Here is a 23279-nt window from a genome sequence, read left to right on the forward strand (position 1 = left end):
TTGCAATGACATGCACCGGATGCTTGTCGGGGCAGGAAGAAGCGGGTTACGCCTAGGGGACTAAATGACCCTCAGGGAGTGGGATATGTCTGCTATGCCGCCACAGATCGCCGTCGAACAGGCGCTGGAACAATTGCCGCTGTGGCAAAAGGCCGACGATACGCGCCCTGCCATTTTCCGCTCTCTGCGCTTTGCCGATTTCAATGCCGCCTTCGGCTTTATGGCCCGCATCGCCATTCAGGCGGAAAAGTCCGACCACCATCCCGAATGGTCCAATGTCTGGAACCGCGTGGATATTGTCCTGACCACCCATGATGCGGGCGGTGTGACCCAGCGCGATCTGGATCTGGCGCGTTTTATCGATGCGGCTTCTGACGGCCTGACCCAATGAGCGGTCGGGTTGCAGGTAAGGCGGCCCTGATAACGGGCGCAGCCGGTGGTCTCGGCGAGGCCATGGCCCGCATGATGGCCCGCGAAGGGGCCAAACTGGCCCTGACCGATATCGACGGTGAACGTGTTCAGGCCTTGGCCGACAGCATCAATGCCGACCATCCCGACACCGTCTTTGCCTATGCCCATGATGTCACCGATGAGGGCGACTGGATGCGGGTGGTGGCCGACAGCGCCCGCGATATGGGCGGCATTTCGGTGCTGGTGAACAATGCGGGTATCGGTGGCCAGTTGGTGATTGCCGAGCAGGACACGCTGGAAAATTGGCGCAAGGTCCAGTCGGTCAATCTCGAATCGGTCATGCTGGGATGCAAGCATGCTTTGCCGCACCTAAAGGCCGCGCCGATGGCCTCGATCATCAATATCTCGTCGATTGCAGGCTTGGCGGCGGCACCCGGCATGGGGGCCTATAACGCCACCAAGGCGGCGGTCTGGCTCTATACCAAGACGGTGGCTTTGGAATGCGCCAAGGCGGGCGGCACGGTGCGCGCCAACTCGGTGCATCCGGTCTTTATCAAGACGCCCATCCTTGATCCCTTCATCGCCATGGCGGGCGGTCAGGAAGATATGGCACACGAAAAACTGGCGCGCGGCATACCGTTGAAGCGCATCGGCGAGCCGGATGATGTGGCCTATTGCGTGCTGTATCTGGCTTCTGACGAAAGCAAGTTCGTCACCGGTGCCGAGTTCAAAATCGATGGCGGACTGACTGCCCAGTAAAAGACTTTGCATTACAGCCGTGGCGGTCGATCATCAGGGTTGAGGCCGCACCGCCCTTGCTGTAAGCACCGCCTTCGGCCTCGCGCCGCCAACGCACCCGTAGCTCAGCTGGATAGAGTGCTGCCCTCCGAAGGCAGAGGTCACAGGTTCGAATCCTGTCGGGTGCGCCAGTCTTTCCCAACATATTCAAAACGCTACGGAAAATCCGCCCTCGGGACCGTTTGCCGACGATTGCCCCACAACCCTACCCCACAATGGCGCACTCCATCTAGGACTAAGTCATTCAAGTTATTCGGCTAATCGTCAAAACAGCGTCTACACAAACCGTCTACACAATGTTCGAACGCATTTCGTTCAGAGATATGGACGGATTTATTACCGCCGACGGGTCCCAGCAGTGCTTCAAGGTGCGATTGGGAAGAAGGAAGTCTGGCGATCGTTGGGGACGGACAGCCTAACGGTAGCCAAGCGTCGTGCCCTTAGCGTTGCTGCCGATGTTGAGTGGATGTTTGAGACAGCACGTGCGCAGATCGGTCATGATGTTGATCCGGTTCTGCTAGCGCGATCTGAGGGTCGCTTCGATGGCGTCTCTGGACAACCGGTAGAACCGGTAAGCCTCGACAGGGGCATGACGCTCGGTGATGTCTACGACGCCTACATGAACGACCCGACGAGAAACTGGTCGCCGACGACGCGTATGGCTTATCAGACAACGCGGCGTCTCGTTGTGGCGATCCTTGGCGAAGACACACCGGTGACTGAGATCACACGCACTCAGTGCCGCGATATGATCGAGGTGCTTCGGTGGCAGCCGCGTAATGCGTCCAAGCTGTTTCCGAAGTTGAGCCCAATCGAAATCGCTGAACTGGCGAAGCGGGAGGGGCGCACCGATCTCATCAATGCAGCTAACATTAACACCTACCTGAACAAGTTGGGTGGTGTGTTCAACTGGGCTGTCGCGGAAGAGCTACTGGATCGCAACCCCGCCAAGGGGCTGCGTGTCCCAGACCCAACGGCTCGGCGTGACAAACGGCGACCCTTCTCAACGAACCAGCTTCAAGCCATCTTTGCGGCACCGCTTTACACCGGTTGTCGGGATGACGGGCATGGGTATGCGACGGTCGGCACAGCGCGTCCTCGAAACGCGCGCTTCTGGATTCCGCTTCTCTCCCTGTTCGCAGGGCTACGCCTGAACGAAGCCTGTCAGTTGGATGTGGCGGATGTTCGAAACATCGACGGCGTATATTGCTTGGTCATCAGCGAGCGGTCGGATGATGAGCAGTCCGACAAACGCTTGAAGACATCAGCCAGTGAACGGACTGTGCCTTTACATGCGCAGTTAATGGAATTGGGATTCATCGAGTTCGTCTCGAGCCGGAAACGTGCAGGCGAGGTGAAGCTGTTCGGCGAGGTGGCGATGGGCGCAACCGGATACCGGTCGACTACATTCTCGGCGTGGTTCCGACGCTTCGTTGTCCGAGCAGGTGCCGCTTCCGAGAAGACCTGCTTCCATAGCTTTAGGCATTGCTTCCGAGATGCCTTGCGTGAGGCTATGATCGATCGTGATGTAGCCATGACCTTAGGTGGATGGTCGATCAGTAATGGAGCTTCAGTTTCTGATGTATATGGAAATGGATATAGATTAAAAACGCTTAAGGAAGAAATTGATAAAATTAAGTTTATAGAAATTGACTTTTCTAAACTAAAAAGTGAGTGAATATTAATTTCATAAACATTCACTCACTCAAACTATAATTTAGTTTCCACCAATAGTGTTGAGAATTGAATTCTCTAGTCTGCCTGTGGATACGCAGGAAACAGTTTGTATTTGAGGCGGGTTTGATAGGGAATAGATTGCTTCTCCAACAATTGTATTGTTTACTTGAACAGTCGCTTGATTGCTATTGCCTCGAATTAAGATGTTAATACGAGCAGTTGCGCCGTTTAAACCATAAAATGTAGGTGTCTCGCATGCAGCATATTGACCTTGAACTGTTTTAATATATGCGGCCTCTCCAGATATAATGCCGCTTTCTTTTTCAATTGCTTTTATCGGTATATTCTGAACAGCGAACCATTCTACTGCGCGATCCCAAGCTTGATCTCGAGACATATTGTATGTTCTGGAAGTATCGAAGCGTTCAATAACTGGCGCAGGTGTTGATGCGCATGCGGTCAAAGTAAACGCTAGCGCAGTAATGCCTATATATTTCTTTATGTGGGATGCCATTTTATCTTCTCAGCATGTGGACACTCTGAGTGCTATCGCAGAGATGAGGTTAATATAGCGTTGATATTATCTTGTGGTTTTTAGGGTGAATTTAGCTGGATGAACAGAATCTGGCTTAGACGCTGTTTTGACGATTAGCCGAATAACTTGAATGACTTAGTCCTAGATGGAGTGCGCCATTGTGGGGTAGGGTTGTGGGGCAATCGTCGGCAAACGGTCCCGAGGGCGGATTTTCCGTAGCGTTTTGAATATGTTGGGAAAGACTGGCGCACCCGACAGGATTCCTGCGAGGCGTGATGGCATCGGTCATGGTGTCTCGTGAAGGGCAGCGTTCAGCCTGATCGTGGGCTGGTTATGCGTTCACGCTATAGCGCACGATTAACTGGCGCTGGAGCCACATCGTCGTGTGTAGGCGTGGTCCCTTCCAAGCCGATCTCGACGTGGATGTGCTGCTGAACGTCCCACGATTATAGCGGCCTATTGAACCGGTTGATCGTCGCTTCGTCAGCCGAAGCGAGCATCTTGCTTAGCTGGTCCGACTGAGTGCGGTATCGCGCCAGAAGCACATCCTTCTGTTGCTCGAGCCAGATGGGTGGCAGTTCGCGACGCTTCCAGCGTTCGATGTCTTCTGTCGGGAACAGGGGTAATAGGCATCATCGTCGTCGCTCATCGTAGAGCCTCCGGCTTCAGCCACAGCAATGTCCACGCGACCCTTACAGCAAGCGTCAGGTGACCCTGTCGAACGAGGGTCTGGAAAAGGGAGATGAGCGCGTCAGCCGAAGGGCTGCGGCCTGCGCGGAGGCAGAGGTAATTGTCGGCACGGCCCAGCCATGCGCTGCTGAAGTGACGCTGAGAGGCTGTGAGGCCGCGCCGGTGAAAGAGGTGGTAGATATCCATACCGCTATTTATCTGCGGCCATCCGGCGACATCGAGGCTGATGCCAAACCTATTTTTCAGGTCAACGTCTCGGCGCCTCAGTCGCCACTTCGTTCATTTCAAAGACGGCATCTCGTCCAGCGGGAGGATGAACATCTGGTTGTAGTGCTCGCCATCACTGATGGGAAAGGCTACAAAATCCTCACCTGCCTCGTCGGTGGCGTGGCGCACGACGGCGTTGAACTCGGCGACAAACTCAGGGCTGCCGATTAGCAGGAAGCCGTCGTCGTCTCGCCGAACTTGGTAGGCGGCTGACCCTTCCAACAGACTGTCGAGAAATCGCCCCATAGGCGAATAAGAACATCGTTCGATAAGAATTTCAAGCTTTGCGGCATTATCAAGGCGTCGCCGCTTGGGTTAACTACCTAAACGCTTCCCCTTGGCCGTCGAAAGAAGGGATAGCGGTGGCGTCGTTGGGGGCCGCCATTGAAGCCTCTGCGGCATTGTCCTTATGAGCAGCATCGCCCCCTAGAGATATCCGACGAACAGGCCCACGAAGAGGATGAAGATCATGCCTGCGGCGATGGCTAACGCTTTCAAGGCCACTCTGTCGGTCTTGTCAGTCACGATAGGTCCTTTCGCGTCTGGGCACGGAAATTCTAGGCGGCCTCAGAGAACGCTCGATAAACGCTGGCTCGGCTGATGCCGGTAGCTTTCACGATATCGGCTACCGACATCCCTTCCGCTTTCAACCGGCGGACCTCATCGGCTTTCAAACGCGCAGTTGGAGCGCGCCCCTTATACTTCCCTTCGGCCTTAGCTTTGGCGATGCCGGCGCGTTGCCTTTCAAGCATGATCTCACGCTCCCATGAACCAACTCCGGCTAGGATCGTCAGGATTAGGTTGGATGTTGGATTGCCGGTGTCGAGATGCATGGCAAGAATGCGCACAGTGACTTCCTTGGCTTTCAGCCGTTCGACAATCCCGAGGAGGTCCATGACATTACGTGCCAGCCTATCCGGCTTGGTGACGACAAAGACATCACCGGCACGCACCCAATCAAGCGCAGCTTGAAGTTCAGGACGGGCAGTATCGGCACCACTGACCTGTTCGGAGAAGATGCGCGAGCAACCGGCAGCTTGGAGTTCGGCGATCTGTGCATCCAGTCCCGCCTGCTGATCGGCAGTCGACGTCCTTGCATATCCAACTACAGCCGACATCAGTCCTCCATCGATCTCATATGCCTCTAGGCATTATAAGACGAGGTATCTCAAAAATCGATTCCAATTCTATTGAGACACATAAGGACTACATCACGGAAGTCCCACAAGGCCGTGCTCATGTGAGAGATGATCTGATAGGGGAAAGAACATGTGGCGATGAAAGCCCTACGTTGCTGCACCTTCGGTTTCGCAACTTGGCCTTCCTCGAAGCGCTACGGGAAGCTCGCGGACTAGGCTCATATCTCTACGAGATATCTCGCCTAGCCCTTACCTTCCCTAGCACTTAGCTTCGAAATGATTGGGAAGAGAATAGAATTCTCAATCACATATTTGACCAGATGACATCTTTAACCCCCTCCCACTCAATCCTACGCAAGGCAGCATGTGCCGGCGGTCACGGGAAGAAATGGGAGGGGGAAGTGTTCTGTTACCAGATGTTCATTGCCAGTGTGGGTAGCTACATCCCGTGACAGGCGGTTTCCCGATACCTATCTCGCTTGGCGGACTTCAGCGCATTTCAGCGCAAAACGGTCATCCGGCGGCATCATGAACCAAGCCGACGGATGTGTGGGGTGACAGTGTCGTCAGGGCCCACTCATTGAAGTGAGAAGTTTTTCCAGAGCGCAGCAGCATGCCTCTAGTGAGCCTCCGTCTGAAGGGATCAGTGCGCCCCTTCAATCCGTCTCCGCGGCCGTGTCTGGCCTCATAGCATCCGGTCCGTCGGCTGTCCGCGCCTTTAAGCGCTGCCTATTTCCAGCTTCCGTTTTGCGGCGGGCCACCGTCACAGGAATCCACCTGCTTGAAACACCCTGACACATATGAGAGGCATAAGCCCCTGTTTAGCTACGACTAATATACCGGACCACAGTCTCGGCTGTCATTATTATTTAGCTGCGCGTTTCAGGCGCTCTAGCGTCCTTTTGGCTGCCGCTAGTTTGAGCGTGTAGCCTGAAGAAGGCCAGCAACGGGAATGTGCCCAACTATTCAAGAGCGGGTATTAAGGTTGGCACCTTGAATACGGTTTAGCTTCGTCATAAGCAGATTTTTTGGGGGGAGCTATGTCGTGGAATATGATCTGATCAGGGTCTACGCTCGGAGCGAACAAGAACTGACAGACTTCCTAAACCAAACTGTTGGCCCGAAAGTCTGGTTCAAAGCTAAAAGAGTTGATGTAGGAGGCATACCTCCAGCTCCATACTATGGAGAGTTGCCAAAGTTTGGTGACCGAAATGGCATCTATCGGGCTGTCATCCTTAAAAGCGAGGATGATATGACAATGGTTCGCCTACGTTGCGATGGAGATCAGACTGGTGAACCCGTCATTGTGCGATGCTATCAAAAGATCACCGTTAATCCGACTATCCGGCGATGGGTTATTGGCGAGAGCGGACTGCCATGGGAAGTCGATGGCTTACGTTTGTATCTGGAATCACTTAGCGAAATTGAATATCGCCATTTACTCTCGCACTCGACGCCAGCGCGGAAAGCGAAGTTTTTAAAACTTCGGCATCCAACCAGAGGTGAAGCACCTCCACATTGAGACAGTTATGGCGGACATCACGCGCTCCGAACCAAGAAATCGGACGATAGAGCACCCTGATTGGCATCCAGCCATGCCTTGGGACGCTGGTAGTCGGGCATAATGCTAGCAAGGTAAGACCAGAACTCAGGTCCGTGCGACCGATGTTTCAGGTGAGCTAGCTCGTGCACCACGACGTATTCCAGCACTGATTTCGGCGCGAACACTAGGTTCCAGTTGATCAGAACAGCGCCGGTTGCACCGCAAGCTCCCCATCCTTGCTTCATCTCTGCAACACGGATTGCGCGTGGTTTAAGGTCGAACTTGTTCCGATATCGCGACGCGACTTCCATCACATCGCGACGAACGCGGCGTTTCAGCCAAAGTTTGATTTCGGCAGCGACGATGTGGTCACGATCGTCATCGCCTACCCAATCTGGCAAATCGACTTCAAAGCCGTTTCGATAGGCAATCTCGATGTGAGGCCCATCGTGCCTGCGGACCGTAAGGCGCACGTTTCGGCCCCTGTATGGAATCCGGGCACCGGTCATTAAGCGAGGCACTACAGCCCTCTTAACGGTCTTACTCTCGACCTCGCGCAGCGCATTAAACAGCCATTGCTTTTTGCGGCCGAGGAATGCGTCGATATCGGCTTCGCTATCGCCATCCAGCACCAACACTTCAACGCGTTCCGGTGTAACGGTAATCTTCCGTTCGCGCGCTTTGGATGAGTGCTTAACTTCGTAGACGACCTCAGTTTGTCCGATACGGACCGTGCTCATCAATGCGCCTCGGCGTATGCATGAATAGCATAGTTCTCAATGACGTCACGCACGGCGTTTAAGTCACTCAGTTTCAAAGGGCGAAGAAGTTTACGCACTTCCCGCCGAAGTTCCTTCTTGTAGCCATCCATAAAGAACCACGAAGGCTGGCTGGCTTGTGCGCCGGCATAAAGCTGACCAACATCGACCGCTACGCCACAAAGCACTCCATGGTCGATATCAGGTGCGTGCGGCTCAATTATGCGCAAGATAGCGAACGATCGTTCGTCCATGCCCAAGTCATCATGGGCGTTAGCTTCGGCTTCAATTCCGCCGGTAAGGTCCTCGAAGTCGCGAAGGCCATCAGCTGCAGCAAGCTGCCCTTCCTCGAAGCGTCGTATGATTTCCAGAACCCGTTCCGAGAAACGCCCAAACTGCGCAGGGTTCTTGTCGACCAGTTCGTGCGTTACGCGCTTAAGTTCGGCTGCCTTGCGCACGAACGCTTCGTGCAGTTCCTCTTCGGACTTTTCGCCGGTGCGGAAGTCATCCTTGAACTCAGGGTCTGTGATGTTCCGTAACCGGACCGTTGTCGACAGTCCGGTGGCGCGGACGTGTTCTGCCAGCATTTCTCTAATCTTGCCCGAATAGGACATGTGATCGAGGCTTTCGTCCTTCGTGATCGCCTGCTGGGCCAGTCGAAGGAAGATTGCCGTCCACTTCATATCAGCTGTGAAGTCGAGGATCGCCGGATCGGGCGATAAGTCGGCGTAGGTTTTCACGAAGTGGCGGCCAAGGCGCTGAAGCTCGAACCAGTCGTCTTCATGCCCTTCGGTAACCAGTTTCTCGACTGCGTAGGCGGCGGCTTTCTCGTCCATGCCCATTAGTCCCATCAGTCGCTTCTGGCGGATGAAACCGGCGTGGGTCTGGCGCAGATCACGACGCAGAACATCGAGGTCGCGCATGGCGTTCTGGACGTCCTCGGCGCGGTAGGAGGCCAAGGCGTCTTCGAGATTCTGGGTGACGCCGATGTAGTCCACGATCCGCCCGTGAGGCTTGGACACGACCGAGCCGTCTTCGCGTTTGAACGAATAGGTGCGGTTGGTGCGGGCGATGGCCTGAAGCAGGCCGTGCTCACGCAGCGGCTTGTCGAGATACATGACATGCTCGTTCGGCGAGTCAAAACCGGTCAGCAGTTTGTCGCAGACGATCAGGAAGCTGGGTTCGTCGCTGCTGCTCTTGAACGCCTTCTTCGCGGCTTTCTCGCCGTCGTCGTCGAGAAAATGGGCCTCAAGTTCGGCGCGCAGAGCGGCGACCTCAGGGTCTTCGCTCGGCTTGTTGTCCTCTTGGCTCTTGGAGAAGACGCAAGCGATCATCCGGTCGGCTTTCGCGGCAGCTTCCGCCTCGGCAATGCCGCCCTTGGCCAGATCGGCGGCGATCACATCGCGCAGGGCCGCGCGGTAAAGAACGATGGCCTCGCGGTCGATGGCGACGATTTGGGCCTTGTATTTGTCGGGGCGGCAGACCTGTTTGAAGTGCTCCCAGATGTCCAAGGCGATGAGCCGAACGCGCTCGGGGTGCTTGGCGATCACCGCGAGGCTGACGCCTTTTTTCTTCAGCTTCTCGCGTTTGTCGTCGGGGACATCGACGAACCAGCGGTCAAACAGGATGTCGATCTCGGCCTCATTAATCGACCAGTCGGTCTTGCGGCCCTCATACAGGATCGGCACCGTGGCTTTGTCGCGCACGGCGTCGTCGATGCCGTATTTGTCGAGATAGGTCTCGCCCGACTCGCTGAAGCGGGCGTAGGTGTCCTTGTCCGCCTTCTTGATCGGGGTGCCGGTGAAGCCGAAGAAGCGAGCGTTCGGCAATGTCTTCGACAGGAAGGCGCCGAGGTCTTTTTCCTGCGTCCGGTGGCATTCATCCACCATCACGATCCAATCCTCCGAAGATGGGATCGGTTCGGTCGAGCCTTGGAACTTGAAGATGGTGGACAGCAGAATCTGGCCGTTGCCGCCGCGCGCCACCGCCTCGCGCAGTTCACCGACTGACCCAGCCTGTTTCGGATTGGGGAGGCCGCAAGCGACGAACGTCTTGGAAATCTGATCGTCCAGATCAATGCGGTCGGTCAGGACGAGGATGTTGGGATTCTGAAGCGTCGGCGCATCCAGCGTCAGGTGGGTTTTCAGCTTCAGGGCGAGGAACACCATCGTCAGGCTCTTACCCGAACCTTGGGTGTGCCAGATCAGCCCCTTCTTCTTGGTGCCTTCCGCAACGCGATCCACGCCCTTGTTGACGGCGCGGAACTGCTGATAGCGGCAGACCTTCTTGATCCGGTTCGCGCTCTCGGGATCGGTCTCAAAGACGATGAAATGGGCCAGCAGGTCCAGCAGCCGCGACGGCTCCAATAGGCACCACAGGTCTTGGGTCAGATCGTCGGGGAAGTCACTGGGCTGGCGCGGCCACGGGTCTGGCCACGGCGCGTAGAACTGCGACGGCGAGACGGTCGCGCCGTAAAGCGTCGCCATGCCATCGGTCACGATGTTGAAGGCGTTGGGATAGAAGAGACGCGGGATGTCGCGCTCATACTGTTTGATCTGCTCGAACGCCTGACCGGCCCGATCCGCCATCTTCATTGGCGATTTCGCTTCGATGACGACCAGCGGGATGCCGTTCACGAACACAACCAGATCAGGAATGCGCGACCGCTGGGCCTCGACCTTCAACTGGCTGACGACGTGGTAGTGATTTCTATCGGGCCGCTTGAAATCGATCAGGGCGATGGATTTGTCGCGCGACTCACCGGCCAGTCGTCGTGAATAGGCACCGCGCAGACGGCGTTGCCATTCCTCATTGTCCGACAGGGTGGACAGGTCCGCGTAGATCGCCTCGGCATCCTCTGGTGCCAAGCCTTCGTTCAAGGTCTGGAGTGCCTCGATCAGCACCGGCTTCAACAGGGCGCGGTTCGCTTCCTGCCGCATGGACAGGGCCACCTCGGGCGAAAGCTGCGTATAGCCCATGCCTTTCAGTGCATCGAGCGCGGGCTTTTCGGCAAGGCGGTATTCACTCATGCAGGCACCCTGATGCGGCCAGAAAGGAGATCATCCATCACAGCTATCTTCAAGCTTTCCAACTGGCGGACATTCGTGTTGGCATTCCTAGCAATGTCAGCCGCAGCTTTCAGCGATTCAGATAACTCCGTCATTAAGTTTGGCGGCGGCACAGGGATCAGAAGAGGACGAAGTGTTTGCAGATTGATGTTTTTTTGCGCGTTTTGCGTCGCCGCTCGATCAAGGGCGACCTTGAAGCAAGACAGAACGGAATAGAGCCAGAAAACGTTCACACCATCGTGGGGTTCGATGCCGACGACGCTATCCGGACACGCAACTGGATAAGTGGAGATCGTGAAGTCGCCAATGTTTGCGGCAATGGTTGTCATGATAGTTCCAGCAGGGAACACACGGCTGACGGTCACACCAAGTTCATTGAGCGTCTGGGTGTGGCTGCTGAGATAATCTCCGGCTGCAGTGATGTCCCCCGTCTGTATGAAGGGCGTCCGGCCGCCGAAAAAGCGCGGATCATTTCGTGGGCGGACCGAGAACTTGCCTCGCTCGACTGTAGCAAGAGCTTCGAGAGGCTGGATCAACCAACCAGCTGGGATGTCCCCAAGGTCGCCGTCACGGGTCACCCCTAACAGCTCATGCCGCATAGTCTGGCTCGTCTTTCGGGCTGCTTCTGCCATTGCACGACTAGAGCCAATAGCCTCATCCAACGACCGCAGCACCTCGGCAATCCGCCGCTGCTCTTCGAGCGGGGGAAGGAGAATTCTGATTTCCCGAAGCTCTTTCCCGTTAATGGCGTCAAAAGTGCTGCCCTGCGACAGCCGAGAGAACGTTCTCGATAGCCCAGCAACTGCGTAGAACAGGAAATCAGGTTCGCATTCCTTGGCTCTAATGCCACCAACACCCCGTCCAATACAAAGCGGTCCCTCGGCGATGTTAACCTCGCCTACAGGAGCACGAACGCTGATCAGGACATCTCCTGCGCGAACCACTTTCGGGGTAGTTGATGCTACAAACCTCGGCGTAGGGTGACGTGCGCCGAACTCTGCATTCCCTTGAATAAATGGCAGACCATCGCCAGCTTCAGTCACTGCAGAGGACGGCGGTGACTGCCCCATTATCAGGTCTGCGATCTTGCCTAGGGGCTTTACCGACCATCCATCAGGCACTTCACGCGACATAGCCGAGCCTCTTCAGGTGGCTGAACATCACAGCTTCGGCTTCATTACGTTTGGCAATCAGGTCTTGAAGCTTAGCCACCTCCGACGAAACATCCACAGTCTCAGCATCTGCACCTGTCTGAACGTAACGGCTGATATTCAGGTTGAAGCCGTTGGCGGCGATCTCATCTATCGGCACGACGCGTGCCAGCTTCTCAATGTCAGCGAAGCTGTGGAATGCGTCGGCTAACGTGCGCACATTGGCATTAGTCAGATGGTTCTGCGCCTTGCCCGACTGGAAGGTGGCATCACCATTGATGACCAGCACCTTGCCCTGACGCTCGACAGGCTTGGCCTTGCGGATGATCAGGATCGCCGCCGGAATGCCTGCACCATAGAACAGATTGCCCGCCAAACCGATTACCGCCTCAACGATATCGGCATTCAGCATGCCCTCACGGATACGGCCTTCAGCCCCGCCACGGAACAGCACACCGTGGGGCACTACCACGCCCAGCATGCCGTCGTCCTTTAGTGACGCGACCATGTGCTGGACGAAGGCGAGATCGCCATACCCCTTGGGCGGAACACCATAGACATCGCGGCCAAATGGATCGCCATTGATCCAGACCTCGTGCCCCCAGTGCTTTAGCGAAAACGGTGGGTTCGCCAGCACCCGATCATAGGCACCAATACCGGCAGTGAATTCTTGCGCGCGTGGATCGTAGCGTTTCGGGTCAAGGATGGTGTCGCCCTTGGCGATGAAGGCATCGTCGATGTCGTGCAGGAACAGGTTGATCTGGGCGATGGCCCACGTGTCCAATTCCTTTTCCTGTCCATAGAGTGACAGGCTGCGCGGGTCTTGCCCCTTGTTCTTCAGGAATTGGACTGCTTCCAACAGCATGCCTGCCGAACCACATGTCGGATCGTATATCGACATGCCGACCTCTGGCTGGACGCACTCGACCAGCAGCTTGACGACCTGACGAGGGGTGTAGAACTCGCCGCCTTTCTTGCCGGCACCTTCCGCGAACTGCTCGATCAGATACATGTAGGCATCGCCCAGCATGTCCGGCGGCACGTCGGCGTTGCTCAGCCGGTGCTTCTCGAAGTGCGCCAGCAACTTCTCTAGGCGGGCGTCGGGGAAGCGTTCCTGATTGGCAAAGTCCACATCACCGAACACACCGCGCAGGCGCAGGTTCGCGTCTTCAACAGCGGCGAATGCGTTGTTCAAATGTTGGCCGATCTGGGTGGAGTGCTTGCGCACTTCGTTCCAGTGATGTTGTGGCGGGACGTGGAAGCGGTGCTCGTCAGGATCGGCTGCTTCTTCGCGATCGCCGGTTTCCGCCAGCAGCGCCTCGAACTCTTCGTCCCACACATCGCATAGGCGACGGTAGAACAGCAGAGCGAAGATGTAGTCCTTGAACTTACCGGCATCGACATGGCCGCGCAGAATGTCTGCTGCTTGCCAGAGATGCTTCTCAAGTTCCGATTGCGTGAGTGTAGCCATTACAAATCCAGATCGCGCCGCAACCGGCACATTCAACTGCCCCCTTCGAGCCGGTGCGAGCCTAAGCGTAAAGGGGTTGCGCTTGAGTGAACAGGGATCAGGAAAACGTGCAAGCCGGTGCGATTTCGTGGCGCGGCGTAGCCACGATTAATTTCGACAGGCGTCTAACCGGCCTGCTAAATATGGAAGAACGACGCGACGGGAATGAGCGTGGTTTGGAGCAGGCGTATTTTGGCTTGCCCACCACGACCAGATGTTCCTGTGCGACGATACTTTGAGGATTTTCGATGGATATTTCAGTCGCGTGGTTTAACGGCGTGCGAGACACCGTGCCTAGCATGGTGGTGACAACTTGGGATGAGTTCGCTGAGACACTGGAGGTTGCATCTCAGGGCGAGCGCAGCGTTAGCGAAAAGCTGAACAGCCCGTTGATCAGTCCCGCCCTGTATGCGCAGGGAGCGCATCGTAATAATGCGAATGTGCAGGGCTTCGGTGGGTGGTTTGCTATCGACATCGATGACGCTCCGGGCAGCCTGCAAGATGCTTCGAAGCTTTGCATCGAAGCGAACGTCAACCACGTCATCTGGACTACAACCAGCCACACGCAAGCATCGCCTCGATTTCGGGTGGCGTTTCCGTTGGACCGGTTTGTAAGGGCTGATGAAATGGCCCAGTTCTGGATGGGGACAAACATCTGGTTCAAAGAGTGGGGCGACGCCAAGACCAAGGACCCATCGCGCATGATGATTGCGCCCGCCCACTGGCAAGGCACAACACCTCAGTTCATACGTGTTGATGGGCTCGATACGATGTCCGTCGATCGACTATTAGCTCTTTGCCCAGTGGCACCTGCTCCAGTTGCAGTCGCCCCTGCCGCACCTAAACTTAGAGCACCGGTAAATGGCAGCGTTGCCACTTCACCAGAACACGCCAGAGCGCTGTTAGCGATCAGCAAGTGGAACCTTGGCACGCTAATGAAAGCTGACCTGCAAGGTGTGAAGGCGAAACATCTGATGCCTCCGCCCTGCAAAGCGCAAAAGCATGGCCGAGGTGGTGCCAAGTTGGCGGCAGCCAAAAGGACGCTAGAGCGCCTGAAACGCGCAGCTAAATAATAATGACAGCCGAGACTGTGGTCCGGTATATTAGTCGTAGCTAAACAGGGGCTTATGCCTCTCATATGTGTCAGGGTGTTTCAAGCAGGTGGATTCCTGTGACGGTGGCCCGCCGCAAAACGGAAGCTGGAAATAGGCAGCGCTTAAAGGCGCGGACAGCCGACGGACCGGATGCTATGAGGCCAGACACGGCCGCGGAGACGGATTGAAGGGGCGCACTGATCCCTTCAGACGGAGGCTCACTAGAGGCATGCTGCTGCGCTCTGGAAAAACTTCTCACTTCAATGAGTGGGCCCTGACGACACTGTCACCCCACACATCCGTCGGCTTGGTTCATGATGCCGCCGGATGACCGTTTTGCGCTGAAATGCGCTGAAGTCCGCCAAGCGAGATAGGTATCGGGAAACCGCCTGTCACGGGATGTAGCTACCCACACTGGCAATGAACATCTGGTAACAGAACACTTCCCCCTCCCATTTCTTCCCGTGACCGCCGGCACATGCTGCCTTGCGTAGGATTGAGTGGGAGGGGGTTAAAGATGTCATCTGGTCAAATATGTGATTGAGAATTCTATTCTCTTCCCAATCATTTCGAAGCTAAGTGCTAGGGAAGGTAAGGGCTAGGCGAGATATCTCGTAGAGATATGAGCCTAGTCCGCGAGCTTCCCGTAGCGCTTCGAGGAAGGCCAAGTTGCGAAACCGAAGGTGCAGCAACGTAGGGCTTTCATCGCCACATGTTCTTTCCCCTATCAGATCATCTCTCACATGAGCACGGCCTTGTGGGACTTCCGTGATGTAGTCCTTATGTGTCTCAATAGAATTGGAATCGATTTTTGAGATACCTCGTCTTATAATGCCTAGAGGCATATGAGATCGATGGAGGACTGATGTCGGCTGTAGTTGGATATGCAAGGACGTCGACTGCCGATCAGCAGGCGGGACTGGATGCACAGATCGCCGAACTCCAAGCTGCCGGTTGCTCGCGCATCTTCTCCGAACAGGTCAGTGGTGCCGATACTGCCCGTCCTGAACTTCAAGCTGCGCTTGATTGGGTGCGTGCCGGTGATGTCTTTGTCGTCACCAAGCCGGATAGGCTGGCACGTAATGTCATGGACCTCCTCGGGATTGTCGAACGGCTGAAAGCCAAGGAAGTCACTGTGCGCATTCTTGCCATGCATCTCGACACCGGCAATCCAACATCCAACCTAATCCTGACGATCCTAGCCGGAGTTGGTTCATGGGAGCGTGAGATCATGCTTGAAAGGCAACGCGCCGGCATCGCCAAAGCTAAGGCCGAAGGGAAGTATAAGGGGCGCGCTCCAACTGCGCGTTTGAAAGCCGATGAGGTCCGCCGGTTGAAAGCGGAAGGGATGTCGGTAGCCGATATCGTGAAAGCTACCGGCATCAGCCGAGCCAGCGTTTATCGAGCGTTCTCTGAGGCCGCCTAGAATTTCCGTGCCCAGACGAGAAAGGACCTATCGTGACTGACAAGACCGACAGAGTGGCCTTGAAAGCGTTAGCCATCGCCGCAGGCATGATCTTCATCCTCTTCGTGGGCCTGTTCGTCGGATATCTCTGGGGGCGATGCTGCTCATAAGGACAATGCCGCAGAGGCTTCAATGGCGGCCCCCAACGACGCCACCGCTATCCCTTCTTTCGACGGCCAAGGGGAAGCGTTTAGGTAGTTAACCCAAGCGGCGACGCCTTGATAATGCCGCAAAGCTTGAAATTCTTATCGAACGATGTTCTTATTCGCCTATGGGGCGATTTCTCGACAGTCTGTTGGAAGGGTCAGCCGCCTACCAAGTTCGGCGAGACGACGACGGCTTCCTGCTAATCGGCAGCCCTGAGTTTGTCGCCGAGTTCAACGCCGTCGTGCGCCACGCCACCGACGAGGCAGGTGAGGATTTTGTAGCCTTTCCCATCAGTGATGGCGAGCACTACAACCAGATGTTCATCCTCCCGCTGGACGAGATGCCGTCTTTGAAATGAACGAAGTGGCGACTGAGGCGCCGAGACGTTGACCTGAAAAATAGGTTTGGCATCAGCCTCGATGTCGCCGGATGGCCGCAGATAAATAGCGGTATGGATATCTACCACCTCTTTCACCGGCGCGGCCTCACAGCCTCTCAGCGTCACTTCAGCAGCGCATGGCTGGGCCGTGCCGACAATTACCTCTGCCTTCGCGCAGGCCGCAGCCCTTCGGCTGACGCGCTCATCTCCCTTTTCCAGACCCTCGTTCGACAGGGTCACCTGACGCTTGCTGTAAGGGTCGCGTGGACATTGCTGTGGCTGAAGCCGGAGGCTCTACGATGAGCGACGACGATGATGCCTATTACCCCCTGTTCCCGACAGAAGACATCGAACGCTGGAAGCGTCGCGAACTGCCACCCATCTGGCTCGAGCAACAGAAGGATGTGCTTCTGGCGCGATACCGCACTCAGTCGGACCAGCTAAGCAAGATGCTCGCTTCGGCTGACGAAGCGACGATCAACCGGTTCAATAGGCCGCTATAATCGTGGGACGTTCAGCAGCACATCCACGTCGAGATCGGCTTGGAAGGGACCACGCCTACACACGACGATGTGGCTCCAGCGCCAGTTAATCGTGCGCTATAGCGTGAACGCATAACCAGCCCACGATCAGGCTGAACGCTGCCCTTCACGAGACACCATGACCGATGCCATCACGCCTCGCAGGAATCCTGTCGGGTGCGCCATTTTACGCTTTTCCTATTTTGCGGTCGCTCTTGTCGCAACGACAAGCTGATCAGTTGATTCTGCCTCGGCGCGATCTGTCCTTCTTGTAGATTGAGAAATTGATTTCTCGATAGCGGTGGTTCGCAATCCGGGGTCGAGGCCGTTTCGGTATAGGGCTGGTCGAAACGTGTTGGCAGATGGCCGATTGGGAGAGATCTGAGCTTAATGTCTCGGCACAATTGCGATCGAAGCAGCCGAAAAATAGCCGCTGCGATGTGGTTGAGTACCGATAAGTAGTAATGCGTATACGAACTGAAATGTCTGGTCAGGCGGAACCAAATGCACAATCAACGCGATTGAGCATGGGTATTCGCGCTGTCGCTAAGTGGTTTGAGCGGGGTACTTTATTTTTAGGCCTGTAGCCATCAGGGGGAGCTGAAACCGCGATACCGCAAGGTTATCGTGGTGGTGGCGCGTCCATGACCGGCAAGCTGTAGTGGTTAGAGCATGCAAACTGTGAACACGTCCCGAGCATCGCTGGATGGTCGTCACCTTCGCAGTGAGCGTAGCCGCTCTCTTATCGCGCGCAGCATGCTTGAGCTGGTGCGCGAGACAGGCCAGATGCCCACTACAGACGCCGTAGCCGACCGCGCGGGTGTATCGCGCCGTTCGGTGTTTCGCCATTATGCTGATGTGAGCGAACTGCTGACCGCTGCCTACGAGCTGCAGCGAGAGGAAGCGTTCCGGCGCTTTCCTCGCCGCGACCCGTCCCAATGGTCGCCCGAGGAGCGGATCGTGGCTTTTTCCGAACGCTCCAGTGAGCTGTACGAATATATCAGCCCTGTGCGCCGGGCGGCCATCTATATGTCCCGCGATTATCCCGTTTTACAGCATCTGCTGAGGGGGGATGATTCTGTACACCGTATGATCGTCATTGATCTGTTTGCACCGATGCTGGAACATCGCAGCGATACAGAGGCTTCGATACTGATCTCGGCATTGGTGGCAGCTACAGGGTGGGCCAACTGGGAAGGTTTGCGCCGCGAACAGGGGCTGTCGGTCGAGGTGGCCCGTGCGGTGGTGCAAAATCTGATGCGCGGTATCCTGATGGTTGCCAAGACCGACATGCCCGCAGCGCGCTGAGTACGCGATGAATGCCAAACCGGTGGCCGGTGACAGGGTTCATGGATTGGATCACGATTTGAACTCGTGATGGCTTGCAGTTTCCACGGCAACTGGCGTTATGAAGGCGGGGAAGACGTCATCTGACGCGAGGGAGCAGATGAGAATCTTAGCGGTAGGCGTTTCGCTGGCGGCTGCCTTGTTGATCGTGCTCGGTGCAGGCTGGATCTTTAAAGATGCCTTGTTGCTTCGGATCTCGGCATGGACCACGCCGAAGGTTGCCGACAGCCGTCCGGTGCAGTGGCAAAAGGCTCCCCAAACCCCGATGGCGTCTCCTAGTGAGCGTCCGCCTAATATCATTCTGATCGTGGCTGATGATCTGGGGCTGAATGATATCAGCCTGAATGGAGGTGGTCGCGGTGAGGGCAGCGTACAGACACCTCATATCGATGCGATTGCACGCGAAGGGGTGGTCATGGAAACGGCCTATGCCGCCCATGCGACCGGTGCACCTTCGCGTGCCGGACTGCTGACGGGGCGTTATCCCACGCGGTTCGGTTTCGAGTTCGCACCGGCATCACCCTTGATGTCTCGCCTCGCAGCACAACAGAAACGTGATGACGAGGTCGCGTGGGTCTATCATCGTGAAAAGGCGCGTGGCGCGCCGAGCTTCAAAGACATGGGAATGCCCGCCGCAGAGGTGACACTGGCGGAACTGTTGGGTGGGCGCGGCTACCACACGGTGCATCTGGGCAAGTGGGCGTTGGGTGCGGCCAAAGGGATGCGGCCCGAGGAGCAGGGGTTTGAGGAAAGTCTCGGCTTTATGGGGGCGGCCCAGAAATATGCCTTGCCCGATACCGAAGGTGTGGTCAGTGCACGCTTAGAATTTGACCCGACGGACAAATTCCTATGGGCTACCTTGCCGTTCAGTGTTCAGTATAATGGCAGCGAACCCTTCCGGCCCAAGGGTTATATGACCGACTATCTGACCGAGCAGGCGCTCGAGGTTATTGGCGCAAATCGCAACCGGTCTTTCTTCCTCTATATGGCCTATAATGCGCCCCATACGCCGCTACAGGCGACGCAGGCGGATTATGACGCCTTGTCGCACATCGCCGACCATAACGAGCGCGTTTATGCGGCGATGATCGTGGCGCTGGACCGAGGTGTCGGGCGGATCATGCAGGCATTGAAAGATGAGGGGCTGGATAACGACACGCTCGTTATTTTCACCAGCGATAACGGTGCAACCGGCCAGATCGGTATCGAAGGTTTGAACGCGCCCTATCGCGGCTGGAAGCAGACCCTTTTCGAGGGCGGGGTGAGGGTGCCTATGTTCCTGCGTTGGCCCGCCCGCTTCGAAGCGGGGACCAGGGTGATGCAGACAGTTTCACATCTCGACCTGTTTGCGACAGTGGCGGCAGCGGCCAAGGCACCCTTGCCTGGACGCGAGATTATCGATGGCGTGGACCTGACACCCTATATTCTTGGAGAGCGCACCAATTCTGTCCATGAGGCATTGTTCTGGCGATCAGGCGGTTATCGCAGTGTGCGTTCGGGCAAGTGGAAACTGCAATTGCAGCAGCTGCCCCGACGCATCTGGCTATATGATCTTGAGGTTGATCCCGCAGAGAAAACCAATCTGGCCCAGCAGCGCCCTGAAGTGGTCGATTATCTGACGACCCGTATTCAGTTGCATGACCGGCAACAGGCCGAGCCCTTGTGGCCATCGCTGTTGCAGGTGCCTGTGGCACTGGACAAGACAGCGCGTCAGGAAGTGCTCACCAAGGATGCCTATGTGGTTTGGCCTAACTAGGGGGTTTGAACCCTTGAAAGCAGAAAACCCGCCACGGTGAGCCGCAGCGGGGTTTTCTATGCAGTGAAAGCCCACTTCATTTTCCATCTTTAAAGTGAAGGAAAATGGCGCACCCGAAGAGATTCGAACTCCTGACCCTCAGATTCGTAGTCTGATGCTCTATCCAGCTGAGCTACGGGTGCGCTGTGACTTTCGTCTTCGTCGTGGGGCAGTGCCCCGCGGCGAGGTGGGCTATCTAGCTTTCCCCTTTTGGTAAGGCAATAGGAAAATCGAAAAAACCGAAAGAAAATCTTGGGTTGGCGGAATAGGCCTTAGGCCTTAGGCATGAGTCTTCCGTGACACGGCAGGAGTAGAGTTGATGCGAGCAATATTTGACCGTCCGAATGGCTTGAAGCGCACGGGTGCGCTGTCAGCCCTGTTTTTGGCGGTTGGGCTGCTTGCGGCAAATGTTCCTGATACCGCAATCGCTTACGAGGCACCGGTCGCACAGGATGCTGCCGCTGCCACTTCGCAGCGCGCGCACGGCCCGTTTGTAGCGGCAGCAAACCCTCTGGCGGCCGAGGCCGGTATGAAGATTTTGCGCGCCGGTGGTTCAGCTGTGGATGCCGCTGTCGCCATTCAGGCCACCCTGAGTTTGGTCGAGCCGCAATCGTCCGGTCTGGGCGGCGGGGCCTTCATGATGGTCTATGACGCCGAAAGCGGCGATGTGCATGCCTATGACGGCCGCGAAATGGCTCCGGGCAATGCTACGCCGGAACTCTTCTATGAAAACGGTGAACCGCTGGCCTTTATGGATGCGGTGCTGTCGGGGCGCTCGACCGGTGTTCCGGGCGTGGTGGCCATGCTGGGTATGGCCCACAAGGATTTTGGTACACTGGAATGGCGCAACCTGTTCGGCGATGCCGAACACTGGGCCACTGAAGGGTTTGTCGTTTCGCCGCGTATGGCCAGCTTTATCAATGCCGGACGTGGTCAGGCCGTAACCGAATGGGCGACGCGATATTTCACCAAGCCCGACGGTACCCGCTATCAAGCGGGTGATACGCTGAAAAATCCGGCCTATGCCCACACCCTGCGACGCCTCGCGAATGAAGGCCCGAGCGTCTTTTATCAGGGCGATATCCCCGAACAGATTATCGCGGCCACCCATGCACAGCCGCGCCCCGGTGGTCTGACGCTGGAAGACTTTGCCGATTACCGTCCGCTGCGTCGTGACCCGCTGTGCCGTCCGTATCGGGCCTATGTGGTCTGCGTGCCGACCACGCCGTCCAGTGGCGTGGCCATACTCCAGTTCCTCGGTATGGCCGAACAGACCCCCGATCTGGCCAAGGGCAAGGATAGCCCCGAGGCCTGGGTGGCTTTGGGCCGTCTGCAACGGCTGATGTATGCCGACCGTGACCGCTATGTCGGTGATGGTGATTTTGTCGGTGTGCCGGTCGCAGGCCTGCTTGACCGGGATTATATGGCAGAACGCGCGGCTCTGCTGCCGCAGATCAATGGACCGGTAGAGGCGGGTCGTCCGACCGGATCGGCACCGCAACTGTCGGACGCGACGCTAGAGCCTGCGGGCACCACCCATTTCGTTGTTGTCGATGCAGCCGGTAACGCTGTCAGCATGACCACGACAGTGGAATCCTATTTCGGATCCGGCCGCATGGCGGGCGGTTTCTTTGTGAACAACCAGCTGACGGATTTCTCGTTCACGCCGCTGGAAGATGGTCATCCGGCTCCCAACGCGGTGGCGGCGGGCAAACGTCCGCGTTCGTCCATGATTCCGACGATCATTCTGGACCGCGAGGGTAATCTGGTCGGAGCTATCGGCTCTCCGGGCGGCTCGTCTATTCTGGCCTATGTGGCCAAGACGCTGGTGGGCGTGGTCGAATGGGACATGACTATGCAGGACGCCATTGCGCTGCCCAATCTGGTGGTGCGCGGAACCATGGTTGGCGCTGACTCCGAGCAGATACCGGCCAATATCCGTGATGCTCTGGGGGCTGCGGGCATGGAGGTGCGCCCCAATGCGACCGAAACGTCCGGTCTGCACGGGGCCATGTGGCGCGATGGCCGCTGGGACGGCGGAGCTGATCCGCGCCGTGAGGGCGTGGCGCTGACTCAATAGCTTCCACACAGACTTCAAAGGCCGGATCAAACGATCCGGCCTTTTTTATTATCTGGCTATTGGGGGCGGATCGAGAACTGGAAGGCGAGGCGGGCCTCGTCAACATCGGTTTTCAGACCGCCATAACCGCGCAGGCCGTCAATATCGACCTCGCGATACGCAATCCCCACCGAGCTTTGCATGGCCCCGCGCCGCCACGCCACGCCGATAGCGGCATCGCCGAGCGAGTGGCTGACATCCTGGCTGAGGCCCGCATTACTAAGGCCACCGTCACGCTGGCGGGTGAAATTATAGCCGACCGCGCGTTTTGATCCCGAAGCAAACACATACCAGCGTGGGCGATCCCCGAAAGTGTCCTCGCCGTTCGGAGCCAACGCGTCCAGACTGTCATCAATACCGCGGCCAAAGCGCAAGGTGGCACCGGCGACCGCACTCGAATGACCCTCGGCCCAACCGATACCGGCATGGGGGGTCAGCGAAAGCTCCAAGCCGGACTCTGTACGTTCATGGAGCGCGGTCCAGTTCTTGCGCCATTCCACTATCGTATGAGGGTTTTGACTGTCAGGGCGCTGCAATGCCAGCGGGTTGTCTAGCGGTGATAGCTGCCTCACGGTCCAGCGCTCAGCCCCGTCGGTCGTTTGCGTCGTATAACGGCTTTCCTGCCAGTTCGGACCAGCAAAAGACTGGGTCTGGTGGTCTAGAGACACTGTCCAGTCAGTGTTGTAGGCGACATTTTGAGCGTGTGCGTCAGCAGTCTGGATTACGAGCGCGGTGGTGGTGAATGCGGTTATCATCAGAAGGGCAGAGCCTGTGCCCTTGTGCGGATATGCGCGGTCCATGTGCTGCCTCCCGTATCACCTCCGGCTTCAGTCAAGTTGAAGCCCTCCATGACAATGAAAAACGC

21 protein-coding genes and 2 tRNA genes are annotated in these 23279 nt (G+C 56.7%); 13 read left to right on the top strand and 10 right to left on the bottom strand.

Annotated elements, in window-relative coordinates; genetic code table 11:
- Nucleotides 1-85 precede the first annotated feature (85 nt).
- The 4 genes from WEU32_RS02205 to WEU32_RS02220 all read left to right on the top strand — a co-directional run bounded on the left by WEU32_RS02205 (nt 86) and on the right by WEU32_RS02220 (nt 2887).
- Nucleotides 86-391, top strand: a complete 306-nt coding sequence (locus tag WEU32_RS02205) for a 4a-hydroxytetrahydrobiopterin dehydratase (protein WP_312134775.1) — start codon at nt 86-88, stop codon at nt 389-391.
- Nucleotides 388-1170, top strand: coding sequence for an SDR family oxidoreductase (locus tag WEU32_RS02210; protein WP_312134777.1), 783 nt, complete (start codon nt 388-390; stop codon nt 1168-1170). Before WEU32_RS02205 ends, WEU32_RS02210 begins: the two co-directional genes overlap by 4 nt.
- A 93-nt stretch (nt 1171-1263) precedes the next feature.
- A tRNA-Arg gene (locus tag WEU32_RS02215) sits at nt 1264-1340 on the top strand.
- Between the two features lie 14 nt (nt 1341-1354).
- Nucleotides 1355-2887, top strand: coding sequence for a DUF6538 domain-containing protein (locus WEU32_RS02220; protein ID WP_406853480.1), 1533 nt, complete (start codon nt 1355-1357; stop codon nt 2885-2887).
- A 39-nt stretch (nt 2888-2926) separates the two neighbouring features.
- On the opposite strand, the gene WEU32_RS02225 is transcribed toward WEU32_RS02220, so the two are convergent.
- The 4 genes from WEU32_RS02225 to WEU32_RS02240 form a co-directional block, all read right to left on the bottom strand.
- Nucleotides 2927-3400: a hypothetical protein gene (locus WEU32_RS02225; RefSeq protein WP_406852715.1), complete on the bottom strand. Its 474-nt coding sequence runs from the start codon at nt 3398-3400 to the stop codon at nt 2927-2929.
- A gap of 666 nt (nt 3401-4066) precedes the next feature.
- Nucleotides 4067-4297 carry a DUF6626 family protein gene (locus WEU32_RS02230; protein WP_406852716.1) on the bottom strand — a complete coding sequence of 77 codons (231 nt, stop codon included), beginning with the start codon at nt 4295-4297 and terminating at the stop codon, nt 4067-4069.
- A 93-nt stretch (nt 4298-4390) separates the two neighbouring features.
- Nucleotides 4391-4624, bottom strand: a complete 234-nt coding sequence (locus WEU32_RS02235) for a hypothetical protein (RefSeq protein ID WP_406852717.1) — start codon at nt 4622-4624, stop codon at nt 4391-4393.
- A 311-nt stretch (nt 4625-4935) separates the two neighbouring features.
- Nucleotides 4936-5496 (bottom strand): recombinase family protein, encoded by a 561-nt coding sequence (locus tag WEU32_RS02240; protein ID WP_406852718.1) that lies wholly within the window; start codon nt 5494-5496, stop codon nt 4936-4938.
- A 1066-nt stretch (nt 5497-6562) separates the two neighbouring features.
- Between WEU32_RS02240 and WEU32_RS02245 the strand changes: the two genes are divergently transcribed.
- Nucleotides 6563-7039, top strand: coding sequence for a hypothetical protein (locus tag WEU32_RS02245; protein WP_406852719.1), 477 nt, complete (start codon nt 6563-6565; stop codon nt 7037-7039).
- Nucleotides 7040-7056: 17 nt separating this feature from the next.
- Here WEU32_RS02245 and WEU32_RS02250 read toward each other — a convergent pair whose 3' ends face one another.
- The 4 genes from WEU32_RS02250 to WEU32_RS02265 are packed head-to-tail and all read right to left on the bottom strand — an operon-like array spanning nt 7057 to nt 13508.
- On the bottom strand, nt 7057-7800 hold the full coding sequence (locus tag WEU32_RS02250) for a M48 family metallopeptidase (RefSeq protein WP_406852720.1): 744 nt from the start codon (nt 7798-7800) through the stop codon (nt 7057-7059).
- Nucleotides 7800-10847 carry a type I restriction endonuclease subunit R gene (locus WEU32_RS02255; protein ID WP_406852721.1) on the bottom strand — a complete coding sequence of 1016 codons (3048 nt, stop codon included), beginning with the start codon at nt 10845-10847 and terminating at the stop codon, nt 7800-7802. Before WEU32_RS02255 ends, WEU32_RS02250 begins: the two co-directional genes overlap by 1 nt.
- Entirely contained in the window at nt 10844-12019 is a 1176-nt protein-coding gene (locus WEU32_RS02260; protein WP_406852722.1) for a restriction endonuclease subunit S, read from the bottom strand. The genes WEU32_RS02255 and WEU32_RS02260 overlap by 4 nt, the downstream gene beginning before the upstream one ends.
- On the bottom strand, nt 12009-13508 hold the full coding sequence (locus WEU32_RS02265; protein WP_406852723.1) for an N-6 DNA methylase: 1500 nt from the start codon (nt 13506-13508) through the stop codon (nt 12009-12011). The genes WEU32_RS02260 and WEU32_RS02265 overlap by 11 nt, the downstream gene beginning before the upstream one ends.
- Nucleotides 13509-13795: 287 nt before the next feature.
- Here WEU32_RS02265 and WEU32_RS02270 point away from each other — a divergent pair, with 287 nt between their 5' ends.
- The 7 genes from WEU32_RS02270 (at nt 13796) to WEU32_RS02300 (ending at nt 20256) form a co-directional block, all read left to right on the top strand.
- On the top strand, nt 13796-14620 hold the full coding sequence (locus WEU32_RS02270) for a hypothetical protein (RefSeq protein ID WP_406852724.1): 825 nt from the start codon (nt 13796-13798) through the stop codon (nt 14618-14620).
- 886 nt (nt 14621-15506) lie between these two features.
- Nucleotides 15507-16067, top strand: coding sequence for a recombinase family protein (locus tag WEU32_RS02275; RefSeq protein WP_406852718.1), 561 nt, complete (start codon nt 15507-15509; stop codon nt 16065-16067).
- Between the two features lie 310 nt (nt 16068-16377).
- Nucleotides 16378-16611: a hypothetical protein gene (locus WEU32_RS02280; protein WP_406852717.1), complete on the top strand. Its 234-nt coding sequence runs from the start codon at nt 16378-16380 to the stop codon at nt 16609-16611.
- A 93-nt stretch (nt 16612-16704) separates the two neighbouring features.
- Complete coding sequence (locus WEU32_RS02285; protein WP_406852716.1) at nt 16705-16935, top strand: DUF6626 family protein; 231 nt, start codon at nt 16705-16707, stop codon at nt 16933-16935.
- Complete coding sequence (locus WEU32_RS02290; protein WP_406852725.1) at nt 16932-17135, top strand: hypothetical protein; 204 nt, start codon at nt 16932-16934, stop codon at nt 17133-17135. Before WEU32_RS02285 ends, WEU32_RS02290 begins: the two co-directional genes overlap by 4 nt.
- 699 nt (nt 17136-17834) lie before the next feature.
- Entirely contained in the window at nt 17835-18461 is a 627-nt protein-coding gene (locus WEU32_RS02295; RefSeq protein ID WP_312815191.1) for a TetR/AcrR family transcriptional regulator, read from the top strand.
- 139 nt (nt 18462-18600) lie between these two features.
- A complete protein-coding gene (locus WEU32_RS02300) occupies nt 18601-20256 on the top strand; it encodes a sulfatase-like hydrolase/transferase (protein ID WP_406852726.1) in 1656 nt (551 codons plus the stop codon).
- A gap of 105 nt (nt 20257-20361) precedes the next feature.
- On the opposite strand, the gene WEU32_RS02305 is transcribed toward WEU32_RS02300, so the two are convergent.
- Nucleotides 20362-20438 (bottom strand) — tRNA-Arg (locus WEU32_RS02305).
- A 176-nt stretch (nt 20439-20614) separates the two neighbouring features.
- On the opposite strand from WEU32_RS02305, the gene WEU32_RS02310 reads away from it, so the two are divergent.
- Nucleotides 20615-22375 (top strand): gamma-glutamyltransferase family protein, encoded by a 1761-nt coding sequence (locus WEU32_RS02310; protein WP_406852727.1) that lies wholly within the window; start codon nt 20615-20617, stop codon nt 22373-22375.
- 56 nt (nt 22376-22431) lie between these two features.
- On the opposite strand, the gene WEU32_RS02315 is transcribed toward WEU32_RS02310, so the two are convergent.
- The gene (locus tag WEU32_RS02315) at nt 22432-23214 is read right to left on the bottom strand and encodes a lipid A-modifier LpxR family protein (RefSeq protein WP_406852728.1); all 783 of its coding nucleotides are present in this window, start codon (nt 23212-23214) and stop codon (nt 22432-22434) included.
- Between the last annotated feature and the right edge of the window lie 65 nt (nt 23215-23279).

This window comes from Brevundimonas sp. BH3 (assembly GCF_045345115.1).
In the GTDB taxonomy this organism is placed as follows: domain Bacteria; phylum Pseudomonadota; class Alphaproteobacteria; order Caulobacterales; family Caulobacteraceae; genus Brevundimonas.

Coding starts and splice junctions, on each gene's coding strand:
- WEU32_RS02225 (WP_406852715.1), bottom strand. CDS start 3,400: ATGGCATCCCACATAAAGAAATATATAGGCATTACTGCGCTAGCGTTT.
- WEU32_RS02285 (WP_406852716.1), top strand. CDS start 16,705: ATGGATATCTACCACCTCTTTCACCGGCGCGGCCTCACAGCCTCTCAG.
- WEU32_RS02205 (WP_312134775.1), top strand. CDS start 86: ATGTCTGCTATGCCGCCACAGATCGCCGTCGAACAGGCGCTGGAACAA.
- WEU32_RS02310 (WP_406852727.1), top strand. CDS start 20,615: ATGCGAGCAATATTTGACCGTCCGAATGGCTTGAAGCGCACGGGTGCG.
- WEU32_RS02275 (WP_406852718.1), top strand. CDS start 15,507: ATGTCGGCTGTAGTTGGATATGCAAGGACGTCGACTGCCGATCAGCAG.
- WEU32_RS02235 (WP_406852717.1), bottom strand. CDS start 4,624: ATGGGGCGATTTCTCGACAGTCTGTTGGAAGGGTCAGCCGCCTACCAA.
- WEU32_RS02260 (WP_406852722.1), bottom strand. CDS start 12,019: ATGTCGCGTGAAGTGCCTGATGGATGGTCGGTAAAGCCCCTAGGCAAG.
- WEU32_RS02255 (WP_406852721.1), bottom strand. CDS start 10,847: ATGAGTGAATACCGCCTTGCCGAAAAGCCCGCGCTCGATGCACTGAAA.
- WEU32_RS02315 (WP_406852728.1), bottom strand. CDS start 23,214: ATGGACCGCGCATATCCGCACAAGGGCACAGGCTCTGCCCTTCTGATG.
- WEU32_RS02280 (WP_406852717.1), top strand. CDS start 16,378: ATGGGGCGATTTCTCGACAGTCTGTTGGAAGGGTCAGCCGCCTACCAA.
- WEU32_RS02300 (WP_406852726.1), top strand. CDS start 18,601: ATGAGAATCTTAGCGGTAGGCGTTTCGCTGGCGGCTGCCTTGTTGATC.
- WEU32_RS02265 (WP_406852723.1), bottom strand. CDS start 13,508: ATGGCTACACTCACGCAATCGGAACTTGAGAAGCATCTCTGGCAAGCA.
- WEU32_RS02250 (WP_406852720.1), bottom strand. CDS start 7,800: ATGAGCACGGTCCGTATCGGACAAACTGAGGTCGTCTACGAAGTTAAG.
- WEU32_RS02230 (WP_406852716.1), bottom strand. CDS start 4,297: ATGGATATCTACCACCTCTTTCACCGGCGCGGCCTCACAGCCTCTCAG.
- WEU32_RS02290 (WP_406852725.1), top strand. CDS start 16,932: ATGAGCGACGACGATGATGCCTATTACCCCCTGTTCCCGACAGAAGAC.
- WEU32_RS02240 (WP_406852718.1), bottom strand. CDS start 5,496: ATGTCGGCTGTAGTTGGATATGCAAGGACGTCGACTGCCGATCAGCAG.
- WEU32_RS02210 (WP_312134777.1), top strand. CDS start 388: ATGAGCGGTCGGGTTGCAGGTAAGGCGGCCCTGATAACGGGCGCAGCC.
- WEU32_RS02270 (WP_406852724.1), top strand. CDS start 13,796: ATGGATATTTCAGTCGCGTGGTTTAACGGCGTGCGAGACACCGTGCCT.